Origin of the sequence: Natrialba sp. INN-245, from assembly GCF_009807105.1 — an archaeon.
In the GTDB taxonomy this organism is placed as follows: domain Archaea; phylum Halobacteriota; class Halobacteria; order Halobacteriales; family Natrialbaceae; genus Natrarchaeobius; species Natrarchaeobius swarupiae.
Map to the genome: position 1 here is coordinate 66,347 of NZ_WUBV01000046.1, position 12,874 is coordinate 79,220.

Sequence of the window (12,874 nt, forward strand, 5' to 3'; positions counted from 1 at the left end):
CCGGCCAAACCGGATCGTATGATCGAGGCGACGCTGTGTTTCGCTCTTAGGGTGGACGCCACCGGTGATACGGACCGCGATGAGTCGTTACCGGTCGATCGCAGACCGTATGAATCAGTCGACGACGCCCAGAGAACAGAGCGCGAGGTGCTCCTGATCGAGAAACGACGCGGACTCGGCGAGGGCTGGTACAACGGTCCGGGCGGCAAACGCGAGGACGGCGAGACGCCACGCGAGTGTACCGTCCGGGAGACCCGCGAGGAAGTCGGCCTCGAGATCGATCCGGCGGACATCGAGAAGGCCGCCGAGTTGACGTTCACGCTCGACGGCGAGGGTCACACGTTCTGTCACGTCTACCGCACCGAGTCGTTCGCCGGCGAGGCGCGGCCCTCCGAGGAGGCCCGCCCCGAGTGGGTCCCAATCGAGGAGGTTCCCTACGACCGAATGTGGGAGGACGACCGGCTCTGGCTTCCCGGCGTCCTCGAGGGGCGAACCGTCGTCGGCGAGTTCGCGTTCGAAGGGGGAAAGCCACTCGACGAAGCCGACTTCGTCGACCACGACCTCGAGTGGGACGTGACGCTCGAAGACGTCGCGGGCGAGGGATAACAATTCGGACGGTTTGCGATGACCGATTGCCGGACGTTCGACGATCCCGTGGACAGTGGGTCGAACCCGGCGAGCGACTGCTACACCACCAACACGAGTTTCCCCGAACTCTTCCGTGACTCGAGGTACCGATGGGCGTCGGCGGCGTCCTCGAGTGCGAACGTCTCGCCGACGACGACCTCGAGGTCCCCGTTCGTCAGCCCCGCCGTCAGTTCGGGGACGGCCTCCACGATGCGCTCGGGATCGCGAGCAGCCGCCTGGCCGAGGTGAAAGCCCCTGACGGACTTGTTTTCGAACAGCAACCGTCGGTTCTCGGCCGCGGCCGGCTCGCCGCTCGCGACGCCGTAGGTAACCATCCGTCCGAAGTGGGCCATCGCGTCGAGGCTCCGTTCGAAGACGTCACCGCCGACGCTCTCTAAGACGAGGTCGACACCCTCGCCACCCGTTTGTTCGTCGACGACCTCGCGAAAGTCCGTCTCCTCGTAGTTGATCGGGTGATCACAGCCGAGTTCGGCGGCGAGCTCGAGCTTGCCTGTACTGCTCGCGGTGCCGAACACCTCCGCACCGGCGTTCGACGCAAGTTGGACGGCCGCCGTCCCGACGCCGCCCGCAGCGGCCTGGATCAACACCGATTCGTCGGCCTCGAGGTCGCCCCACCCGAACAGACAGGCGTAAGCGGTGAGAAACTGGACCGGGAAGCCGGCGGCTTCCGTAAACGCCATCCCCTCGGGGATCGGGAACAGCGATTGGACGGGCGCGGTCGCGTACGCCGCGTAGCCGCCGCGGCCGACCATCGCGACGACGTGGTCGCCCTCCTCGAGGTCGGTGGCCGCTCGGGGTTCACCGCCACTCGCGCCGTCCGCAGAGGGTGGCTCCGCCCGCTCCCCGACCGCGTCGACCGTTCCCGCGACCTCCATCCCCGGAACGTACGGCGGTTCGGGACCGCCCGGATACTGCCCGCGCCGTTGCATGACGTCCGCGAAGTTGATGCCGGCCGCCTCGACGTCGATCCGAACCTCACCCGCCCCCGGTTCCGGAATCGGCGCGTCGATGGCCTCGAGTCGATCGCTGTCGCCGTAGGAGTTGACCTCGATGGCTCGCATACGACGATGGGCGTTACCGATCGGCATAAAAGTCGGCCGTCGGCCGGTGACGACAGTTGTCGCGAGGAACAGTGCTGTGGTGGGACGCGAAGATGGGTGTCGATCGTTACCGCAGGAACGCGTCGTCGCCCGTCGTTCGCATGGTTTAAGACCGCGCTGACTGACTGTCGACACAATGAGCGACGAGAGTCAGGAACTCGGGATCACCGAGTCGAAATCGCACAAACCCGGCGAGTGGTACGCCGAAGTCGTCCAGAAAGCGGGCCTCGCGGACTACGCACCGATGGGCGGCTTCATCGTCACGAAGCCCCGCGGCTACGCCCTCTGGGAGCAGATTCAGGACGCACTCGACGGCTGGTTCAAAGAGACCGGCGTCGACAACGTCTACTTCCCCATGTTCATCCCGGAATCCTTCCTCGAGCGCGAGAAGGACATCGTCGAGGGGTTCGACCCCGAGGTCGCGTGGGTGACCCAGGGTGGCCACGACGAACTCGAGGAGCGCCTGGCCGTGCGCCCGACCAGCGAGTCGATCATCGCGCCCTTCATGGCCGACTGGACGCGGAGTCACCGTGACCTCCCCCTCCGACTGAATCAATGGTGTTCGGTCGTCCGGTGGGAGGCCACCGAGACGAAGCCGTTCTTCCGGACGAAGGAGTTCATGTGGCAGGAGGGCCACACCGCCCACGCCACCAACGAGGAGGCATGGGAAGAGGTCTGGACCCGACTCGGGCAGTACGAACGTGTCTACGAGGACGTGCTTGCGATTCCGGTGCTTCGTGGCAAGAAGCCCGAACACGACAAGTTCCCCGGTGCGGACACGACGACCACTGTGGAGGCGCTGATGCCCGACGGCAAGTCCGTCCAGGGGGGGACCAGCCACCATCTCGGCCAGAGCTTCGCCGAGGCGTTCGACATCACGTACGTCGACGAGGACGAGGAAGAACGAACCGCCTACACCACGTCGTGGGGCCTCTCCTGGCGTGCACTCGGAGCGCTCGTCATGACCCACTCCGACGACCAGGGCCTCGTGCTCCCGCCGACCATCGCGCCCACGCAGGTCGTCATCGTCCCCATCTGGCAAGAGGATACGAAGGAGGACGTCCTCGAGTACTCCGAATCCATCGCCGACGACCTCGAGGCGGCCGGCTTCCGCGTCGAACTCGACGATCGCGACGAGCGTAACCCCGGCTTCAAGTTCAACGAACACGAGCTCAACGGCGTCCCGCTTCGTCTGGAGATCGGCCCCTACGAGGTCGACGACGCGGAGGTCACGCTCGTCCACCGACCCGACAACGAGGAATCGGTAGAAGACCGCGAGGAGATCGTCGACACCGTCGACGACCACCTCGAGACGATCTACGAAAAGCTGTACGACACGGCGGCCGAGAACCTCGAGAGCAACATCCGTGAGGCCGACAGCCCCGAGGAGATCATGGGAACGATCGGCAAACACGGCGGCTACGTGAAGGTGCCGTGGTGTGGCGATCCCGCCTGCGAGGAGGCGATCAAGGAGAAGGTTTCCGCCGAAATCGTGATGCAACCGCTCGAAGATCAGGGTGGAACCACCGCAGGAGCCCCGAAAGCACCCGACGACGAGGATGCAACGTGTGCGGTCTGTGGGGAACCTGCGGACCAGCTCGCTTACTTCGCGAAGAGTTACTAACCGATCTCGGTTGGAATTGTACAAGGGGTATCGGGGAATGCCCCGAGGCGATTGACGCGACGAATCGTCACCCTCGTCGACGGTCGTGTATGCGTGTCGTCGACACTCAAACCTAACCCTTTAACCAAAGATTCCTTGCCGGTCGGCTCCGAATAGAACGTGTGGTGTTCACCTCGCCGTGGACACTACGTGCCTCTGACACTTCTGACCCTCGATGGGCCATTTCGGCCCGTGGGGGGCTATACGAACAGGACGCTGACGAATACCGTTAGGATAGTTCGAAAAGCCGACGATCAGACGGATTGCTGTCCAGATAGACCGGCGGACCTGCCCCAGGGGTCGCAGGTGTGCCGACACTGACCGACAGGGAACCGTCTCAGTCCACCGAGACGACGTTCGACAACGGGATCGGTTCGTCACGGTCGTTCCGGCACATTCGAGGAGGACAATACACCTTATACACGATTGTATGTGTCTATAATACATTTAGTGATTATGGAGTACCCTCTTATAGGTGTTCTCGCTACAGGTGTGTATGTCACAGCCACACTGCTCGCTATCCACCGAGCGCCAGCAGGGACTTGCGGATCCAACGGAATCACGTTCGAACTGCGGTGTCGGCGTCGTCATGGATCTCGACGGAGAGACGGGTCACGACGTCGTCGCCGACGGACTCGAATTACTCGAGAACCTCGAGCACCGCGGAACGACCGGTGCGGAGAAAGACACCGGTGACGGCGCGGGGATTTTGCTTCAGATTCCGGATGGGTTCTTCCAGGACGTTCTCGAGACGGATCTCCCCGAGACGTACGCGGTCGGTTCGATCTTCTTTCCACAGAACGACGATGCCCGCACGGAACTCGTCTCTCTCGTCGACGAGACCCTTGAGCGCTACGACCTCGAGGTACTCGAGTGGCGTGACGTTCCGACGAACAACGACGATCTCGGCGAGACGGCCGTCGACTCCGAACCCGACGTCCGGCAGGTCGTCGTCACTCCGGACGACGAGAGCGTCACCGAGGAGGAGTTCGACCGACGACTCTACGTCGCTCGTCGTGCCCTCGAAAATGCGACCGACGATGCTGACGTCGATGGCGCGGATCGCTTCTACGTCGTCTCGCTCGATTCGAAGACCGTCGTCTACAAGGGACTGCTCAAGGGCGTCCAGGTACCCAGCTACTATCCGGATCTGACCGACGACCGAATCACCTCGAACTTCGTGATGGTCCACGAGCGGTTCTCGACGAACACCCTCGGTGCGTGGCACCTCGCCCACCCCTACCGCAACATCATCCACAACGGCGAGTTCAACACCATCCAGGGCAACATCAACTGGATGCGTGCCCGCGAGACGGACCTCGAGAGCGACGTTTTGGAAGACGTCGACGCCGTCAAACCGGTGATCAACGATCCCGACCAGTCCGACACCGCGAGCGTCGACAACGCGCTCGAACTCCTGATGCAGGACGGTCGTGATCTGGAACACGCACTGCGGATGCTCGTCCCCGAGGCGTGGCGCGGCGACGACGCGATGGATCCGGAGCGAAAGGACTGGTACGACTTTCACGCCTCCCTCGTCGAGCCGTGGGACGGCCCCGCCCTCGTCGCGGCCACGGACGGCGAACGCATCGGTGCCGTCCTCGATCGCAACGGCCTGCGACCCTGCCGATACGACATCACGACCGACAACCGCCTCATCATGGCCAGCGAAGCCGGCGCCCTCGAGACTCCACCCGAGGAGATCGAGGAACGTGGCCGTCTTCAGCCCGGCCAGCTGTTTCTCGCCGATCCGAACGAGGGACAAGTCATTCCGGACGACGAGGTCTTCGACGACCTCACCGACGACCGCTACGGCGAGTGGGTCGCCGAGGAACAGGTTCGACTCGAGGACGTGATGACAACCGATGAGAGCGCGCCCCGACGGTCCGTCTCCGGGCTTCGCGATCAGCAGACCTCGTTTGGTTACACCCACGACGAACTCGAGAACCTGATCGAACCGATGACCCAGAAGGGCAAGGATCCGGTGGGCTCGATGGGTGACGACACGCCGCTGTCGGTACTCACCGAGTTCAACCGTCCGCTGTTTTCGTACTTCAAGCAGCTGTTCGCCCAGGTCACCAACCCGCCGCTGGATTACATCCGCGAGGAACTCGTCACATCGATGGAGTCGCGGCTGGGCCACCAGCGCAACCTCCTCGACGAATCGCCCGAACACGCCCGTCAACTCGTGCTCGACTCGCCGATCCTGACAGACGCCGAACTCGAGGCGGTCCGCGACTGTTCGGCAAACGACATCACGGCGGCGACGGTCGACATCACCTACGAGCCGACGAGCGACGAGCCGGGGCCGGACCTCGAGGCTGCGATCGATCGGGTCCGCGACGACGTCGTTTCCGCGATCGAAGACGATGGCCACGACGTCATCATCCTCTCGGACCGTGGCGTCGACGAGGATCGAGTCGCGATTCCCAGCCTACTCGCGACCGGTGGCGTCCACCACCACCTCGTGCGCAACGGACTGCGAAACCACGTCGGCCTGGTCGTCGAATCCGCCGATCCGCGCACCGTCCACCACTTCGCGACGCTCGTCGGCTACGGTGCCGGCGCGGTCAACCCGTACCTCGCCTACCAGACGATCGAGGACATCACCGCCGGCCCCGACGGCGCCGACACCGAGGTCGCGATCGACGCCTACGTCGGCGCCCTCGAGGACGGGCTGCTCAAGATCATGGCCAAGATGGGGATCTCGACGATCGAGAGCTACCAGGGTGCCCAGATCTTCGAAGCGGTCGGGCTCGACTCTGATCTCGTCGCGGAGTACTTCGAGGGAACCGAGAACCGAACCGAGGGGATCGGCCTCGCCGAGATCGAAGCGGATGTCCGCGAGCGCCACGAGAGCGCCTTCGGCGACGGCGAACCGGAACTCGAGCGCTACGGCGAGTTCGAACACCGCTCGGACGGCATCCACCACCAGTGGAATCCAGCGACGGTCGGTGCGCTCCAGCAGGCGGTCCGGTCGAACGACTACGAGCGCTACGGCGAGTTCGCCGAGCAGATAAACGAACAACAGCAGAACCTCCAGACGCTTCGGGGACTGCTCGAGTTCGATTCCGACCGCGACTCCGTTCCGATCGAGGACGTCGAGCCGATCGAGGAGATCGTCACGCGGTTCTCGACGGCGGCGATGTCGCTCGGCTCGCTCTCGCCCGAAGCCCACGAGAACAACTCGATCGCGATGAACCGCATCGGCGGCAAGTCGAACTCGGGTGAAGGTGGCGAGCCACCCGAGCGCTTCGGCACGGAAAAGGAGTGCAACGTCAAGCAGGTCGCCTCGGGTCGATTCGGCGTCACCTCGACGTATCTCTCCTCGGCGGACGAACTCCAGATCAAGATGGCCCAGGGAAGCAAGCCCGGCGAGGGCGGCCACCTCCCCGGCGAGAAGGTCAACGAGATGATCGCCCACGTCCGCAAGTCGACGCCCGGCGTCGGTCTCATCTCCCCACCACCGCTGCACGACATCTACTCGATCGAAGACCTGAAACAGCTGATCTTCGACCTCAAGGCCGCAAACGAGGAGGCCGACATCAACGTCAAACTCGTCTCCGAGGCCGGCATCGGTACGATCGCCGCCGGCGTCGCGAAGGCAAACGCCGACGTCGTCCACATCTCGGGACACTCCGGCGGCACGGGCGCTTCACCGCGGACGTCGATCAAGAGCGCAGGGCTCCCCTGGGAACTTGGTCTCGCCGAAGCCAACCAGATGCTCTGTCAGACCGGTCTCCGCGACCGGATCCGTGTCTCGACCGACGGCGGGATGAAGACCGGCCGTGACGTCGCCGTCGCCGCCCTGCTCGGCGCCGAGGAGTACATCTTCGGCACGGCGAGCCTCGTCGCCGAGGGCTGTGTGATGGCCCGACAGTGTCACAAGAACACCTGCCCGGTCGGCGTCGCCACCCAGCGTGAGGACCTGCGCAAGCGCTTCCCCGGCGAACCCGAACATGTTATCAACTACATGACGTTCATCGCACAGGAGCTGCGCGAGATCATGGCCGAACTCGGCTTCGAGACCGTCGACGAGATGGTCGGCCGCGTCGACGCCCTCTCCCAGCGCGAAGACGTCGACCACCCGAAGGCTCGAACCGTCGACCTCTCGGAGGTTCTCGCCGACCCCGGCAGCGAGGTCCGCCGAAAGCTCCGCGAACAGGACCACGAACTCGAGGCCCAACTCGACCGCGATCTCATCGAGGCCGCGGCTAACGCCATCGAGGAGCAGGTCCCGGTCACGCTCTCGGCCGAGGTCACGAACGTCGACCGCACCGTCGGCGCGATGCTCTCGAACCGGATCACCAGCCGCTACGGCGAACCCGGCCTCCCGGAGGATACGATCGCGGTCGACCTCGAGGGGACGGCCGGCCAGAGCTTCGGTGCGTTCCTGGCCAGCGGCGTCTCGATGCACCTGAACGGCAGCGCCAACGACTACGTCGGAAAGGGGCTGTCGGGCGGGAAACTCACGATCCGCACGCCCGAAGCAGCGGCGTACGACCCAACCGAGAACATCTCCATCGGTAACGTCGCACTCTACGGCGCGACCGATGGCCAGCTGTACGTCAACGGCGTTGCAGGCGAGCGGTTCGCAGTTCGCAACTCCGGTGCGAAAGCCGTCGTCGAGGGCGTCGGCGACCACGGCTGTGAGTACATGACCGGTGGCGTCGTCGCCGTCCTCGGGGAGACGGGAAAGAACTTCGCTGCCGGCATGTCCGGTGGCGTCGCCTACGTCTACGACCCCTACGACGAGTTCGAATCGCGCGCCAACACTGAGATGGTCTCGCTGCACGACGAACTGGAGGAGAAAGACGAGCAGATGCTTCGTCGCCTCGTCGAGAATCACGTCGCTTACACTGGCTCCGACCGCGGGAGTCAGCTTCTCGAGAACTGGGAGCGCGCACTCGAGTGCTTCGTCAAGGTCATGCCCGACGCCTACCACGAGGCGATCACCGAACAGGGATCCGACGACGTTCGGGGCGAACTTCCGGGCTCGGCGAAAGCGGAACTCGAGGCCGAGTCCGCAGGGTTCGCCGCAAGCGACGACTGACGGTCGTCGTCCGTGTGCCGTCCGTCAGTGCCGGTACGACCGCGATCCGTCCGTCGGTTGCTCGAGTTTACCCGCTCACACGGCGGCCCCCAGCGTCGACGGCCGCCTCGAGAACCACGTCGGTCGGCGGCGTCGCGAGCAGGTGGGCACGACAGTCACAGTCCGAGGCTCCAAATCCGTCGACGAACTCGCCTAGAAGCGTGCCTGCGAGTTCACACTCGTGGTCGGCGTCGGGATAGATAACCACGTCCTCGAGCGACGTCGCCGGATGGCCGACATCGATCACGAGGACGTACGTGGCGACGCTCGTTCCCATACCGGTACTCGCCACCGAACGATCAAAAACGTTCGACGCCGCGGACTCGAGTGTGGCGGCGAGTCGGTAGGCCCCCAACTCCGCGTCAGTCTCCGTCGCGCTCGTGGCGTGTTCCGTCGGTGCCACGCTCGTAACGTCGATCCTCGTTTCGGTCGTTCATCGTGGTCCGATGTGCTCCGACAGTGAACCGTATCACAGTCGTTCTCGAATTCGAGCGGCCAACTCCGCTCCATCGTCGGCCGTCAGCCGGTCCCGCGGTAACGATAGCGAGACGTCGTCGTCCTCGAACCGGGGAACGAGATGGACGTGGGCATGCTCGACGGTACCGACCAGCGGCCCGCTGGTGTGAAAGAGGCTGAAGCCGTCGGGGTCGAGCGTCTCCTCGAGCGCCGTCGAGACGGTTTCGACCGTCCTGAACACGGCGTGGGTCGCCGATGCGTCAGTCGTCAGGAGTTCCTCCTCGTGGACGCGAGGGGCGACCAGCGTGTGTCCTGTGGTGGCCGGTCGGCGGTCGAGAAACGCCACCGTCCGCTCGTCCTCGTAGACGACGCGGACCGAGCCGTCGCCGGCGACGATTCGACAGAACGTACAGTCGTCGTCCATACCGAGATATGTTCGGGATCGAATTATAAGTACTTTGGTAGAACGGAGTGGCCGGAGAACGGCCCGTCTCGACCGACGAGTGGTCGATCAGAGGAAGCCGGAGGTGTCCTGCAACGCGCGATACGAGGTGAGATACCGATCGCGGACGACGTCCCTGTCGTACTCCGCGAACGTCTCGTCGTAGTCGCGGCGCTCGAGGTCACCCGCCGCGAGGATGGCGTCGGCGAGTTCCTCCTCGCTGGTCGTCCGAAAGCCCCGATCCCAGCCTTCGACGAGTTCGTGGGCGCTCGAGGCGGTGTGGTACTCGACGAGGCCGACACATCCCGAGGCCAGCGCCCACAGCATCTCCGTCGGAAACACGCAGTGTTCGGCGGTCTGAGCGAAGACGTGTGCGCCGCGGTAGGTCGCAATTCGGTCCTCGAGCGAGAGATCCCCCGCGAAGATGATGCGGTCGTCGATCCGGAGGTCGCTCGCGAGTCGTTCGTACACCGGGCGCTCGGGTCCGTCGCCGATGACGGTTACCCGCCAGTCTCGGCCCCGGAGTTCGGCGAGTCCGAGAAACAGGCTCTCGAGGTTGGCCGCTTCGTCGAGTCGGCGGGCGTAGACCACATCGACGGAGTCGTTCGGGTCGATCTCTCGTATCCGATCGAGATCGACCGGGTCGGGGACGACGTCGATGGCGCTGTTGGCGATCCCCAGTTCCCGAATCCAGGTCGCGACCATCTCCGACGGCGCTACGATCCGATCGGCCCACCGGCCCGCTCGGCGATTCCACCAGGTGTTCTCGATGCCGCCGTCACCGTGCCACTCGAGAACCGTCGGTGCACCTGCAAGCGTTCCACCGAGGCTAGCCGACACCACCTGTTCCGGTGGATTTGCACCCGCGTGAACGACGTCGGGATCGAACGCCCAAATCATCCCGGGGAGACGCGCGAGAAACGACGATTTCGCCTCGAGTCCCGACGATACGCCGTGATACGTCACGCCGTCACGTTCGAACGCTGGAACGTCGCCATCCCAGAACCGCGCACAGAACACGTGGACGTCGTGACCTCGTTCGTAAAGCAACTCGAGAACCGAGTGGAGTCGTCGGTTCGTCTCGGAATCCCGGTGGTGAACGGTTTCGAACGAGACGAACGCAACGCGCATATGCAAGCGGGACGCAACGATGGGATAAAAAGTCACTTCTTTCCGTCGGTTCACCGAGCCTCGAGTGAGACTGTTGGACAACACGAGTCACAGCTGTTCGACCGAACGGGGGGTCGAAAATCGTCACTGACTGTTGTCCGATAGTCTGAGCCGGTCTCGTCGATCGACCGGCGATCATACGGACCGTTGTCGTTCGGGACCGGTGATCGCTCGGACGGAGTCATCGACCACCGGTCGAATGGGACACCAATCCGTATCATACTGACTGCTGTAAGTCCTTACCGGGGCAACCGCAAGGCGAGGCGCGGTTGCCCCGGTAAATAGTTACAGCAATCCGTATCAGTCACCGTCGACCGTATGAATCGATGGGACGAAATGCAAACGACTACTGATTCCGCCCGCGTGTTCTCGGTATGGTTGCGTACGACATCGAACGCTATCTCAACATTCGAAGCGCGTACGGTGCGTCGTTCGGCCCCGACGGCGAACGACTCTCGTTTCTGATGGACACGACCGGAACGTCCCAGGTCTGGACCCTCGAGGGTCCACAGGAGTGGCCCGAGCAGCGAACGTTCTCCGACGAGCGGGTGACGTTCGCGACGTGGTCGCCCGAACGTCCCGAACTGATCTTCGGGATGGACGAGGGAGGGAACGAACGAGCACAGCTGTTCCGACTCGAGGCCGAAACCGGCGCGATCGAGAATCTGACGGCGATGCCCGACGCTAAACACCGGTGGGGCGGGTTCAGCCACGACGGCGAACGGTTCGCGTTCGCGTCGAACCGACGCGAGGAGTCCGTCTTCGACGTCTACGTCCAGGGTCGCGACGAGACCGGGGACGACGCCCGGCTCGTCCACGAAGGCGACGGCTGGCTCTCGGTCTCGGGGTGGAGCCCGGACGACACCCGGCTGCTCGTCTCACAGGCGTACTCGAACTTCGACCAGGACCTGTACGTGCTCGACCTCGAGACAGAAGAACTCGACCACCTCACCCCCCACGAGAGCGACGTCCGCTACCAGAGCGCGAACTGGGCGCCAGACGGCGAGGGGATCTACCTCGTCACCGACCACGGGGACGCGGATACCCTCTATCTGGCTTATCTCGACGTCGAGACCGGCGACCTCGAGACGGTTACCGAGGGAGACGGGTGGAACGTCGACGGCATCGCGCTGGACGACGAAACCGGTCGGTTCGTCTACTCCCAGAACGTCGAGGGATACACCGAGTTGACCGTCGGCGAGTTCGACGACGCGGATCCGACCGAGTTCGAGACGTTCCCTCGACCCGACCTCCCGGGCGGCGTCGCCGGCGGCGTGAGCTTCGGACCCGACGCCGAACGCTTCGCGCTGTCGACGAGCGGCGATACGGTGAACACGAACGTCTTCGTCGTCGACATCGGGCAACGACGTGGTTCGGACGGTGAGACAGAGTCACACGACGTCGAGACCGCCGAGACCGAGCGGTGGACCGACGCGCCGACGGCGGGCATTCCGCGCGAGACGTTCGACGAGTCCGAACTCGTCCACGTCGAGAGCTTCGACGATCTCGAGGTGCCCGGATTTTTCTCCCTCCCAGACGACGCTGACGCGGGCGAAACACCCGTCGTCGTCGACATCCACGGCGGTCCCGAAAGTCAGCGCCGACCGTCGTTCTCGAGCGTCAAGCAGTACTTCCTCGATCGGGGCTACGCCTACTTCGAGCCGAACGTTCGCGGCTCCGCAGGATACGGCGCCGACTACGCCGCCTTGGACGACGTCGAGAAGCGAATGGACTCCGTCGCCGATATCGAGGCCTGCGTCGAGTGGCTCCAGGACCACCCCGCGGTCGATCCCGACCGCATCGCCGCCAAGGGCGGCTCCTACGGCGGGTTCATGGTGCTGGCCGCGCTGACCGAGTACCCCGACCTCTGGGCTGCGGGCATCGACGTCGTCGGCATCGCGAACTTCGTCACGTTCCTCGAGAACACCGGCGACTGGCGGCGAAAACTCCGCGAGGCGGAGTACGGAAGTCTCGAGGACGACCGCGAGTTCCTCGAAGAAATCTCGCCGACGAACAACATCAAGCACATCGAGGCGCCGCTGTTCGTCCTCCACGGCGAGAACGACCCTCGGGTGCCGGTCGGCGAGGCCGAACAGATCGCCGAACAGGCGAACGAGCAGAGTGTCCCCGTCCAGAAGCTGATCTTCGACGACGAGGGCCACGGCTTCTCGAAACTCGAGAACCGCATCGAAGCCTACTCTGCGATTGCAGATTTCCTCGACGAACACGTTTGATATATGTTACACCAGTACTGATATAGGGATACCAGTGATCGCTGGAAACGTAAGAAGCGAACACGACCG

The 12,874-nt window shown here is 64.1% G+C and carries 7 protein-coding genes and 1 pseudogene; 4 read left to right on the top strand and 4 right to left on the bottom strand.

Translation table 11 applies throughout. The features are described 5' to 3' along the window. Positions 1 to 18 precede the first annotated feature (18 nt). Complete coding sequence (locus GRS80_RS14390) at positions 19 to 606, top strand: 8-oxo-dGTP diphosphatase (RefSeq protein WP_160048165.1); 588 nt, start codon at positions 19 to 21, stop codon at positions 604 to 606. A gap of 80 nt (positions 607 to 686) precedes the next feature. Here the strand turns inward: GRS80_RS14390 and GRS80_RS14395 are convergent, their stop codons facing one another. Then, a complete protein-coding gene (locus GRS80_RS14395) occupies positions 687 to 1,709 on the bottom strand; it encodes an NADPH:quinone oxidoreductase family protein (protein WP_160048166.1) in 1,023 nt (340 codons plus the stop codon). 175 nt (positions 1,710 to 1,884) lie between these two features. Here GRS80_RS14395 and proS point away from each other — a divergent pair, with 175 nt between their 5' ends. Further along, complete coding sequence (proS, locus tag GRS80_RS14400) at positions 1,885 to 3,372, top strand: proline--tRNA ligase (protein WP_160048167.1); 1,488 nt, start codon at positions 1,885 to 1,887, stop codon at positions 3,370 to 3,372. Between the two features lie 535 nt (positions 3,373 to 3,907). Continuing rightward, complete coding sequence (gene gltB, locus GRS80_RS14405) at positions 3,908 to 8,464, top strand: glutamate synthase large subunit (protein ID WP_160048168.1); 4,557 nt, start codon at positions 3,908 to 3,910, stop codon at positions 8,462 to 8,464. Positions 8,465 to 8,531: 67 nt separating this feature from the next. Here the strand turns inward: gltB and GRS80_RS14410 are convergent. The 3 genes and pseudogenes from GRS80_RS14410 to GRS80_RS14420 all read right to left on the bottom strand — a co-directional run. Beyond that, positions 8,532 to 8,759 (bottom strand): annotated as a pseudogene (locus tag GRS80_RS14410) (DUF123 domain-containing protein); the annotation flags it as partial. A 213-nt stretch (positions 8,760 to 8,972) separates the two neighbouring features. Continuing rightward, positions 8,973 to 9,383, bottom strand: a complete 411-nt coding sequence (locus tag GRS80_RS14415; protein ID WP_160048170.1) for an HIT domain-containing protein — start codon at positions 9,381 to 9,383, stop codon at positions 8,973 to 8,975. Between the two features lie 87 nt (positions 9,384 to 9,470). Further along, positions 9,471 to 10,532, bottom strand: a complete 1,062-nt coding sequence (locus tag GRS80_RS14420; protein ID WP_160048171.1) for a glycosyltransferase family 4 protein — start codon at positions 10,530 to 10,532, stop codon at positions 9,471 to 9,473. A gap of 413 nt (positions 10,533 to 10,945) precedes the next feature. On the opposite strand from GRS80_RS14420, the gene GRS80_RS14425 reads away from it, so the two are divergent. Beyond that, complete coding sequence (locus tag GRS80_RS14425) at positions 10,946 to 12,805, top strand: S9 family peptidase (protein WP_160048172.1); 1,860 nt, start codon at positions 10,946 to 10,948, stop codon at positions 12,803 to 12,805. Positions 12,806 to 12,874: the final 69 nt, after the last annotated feature.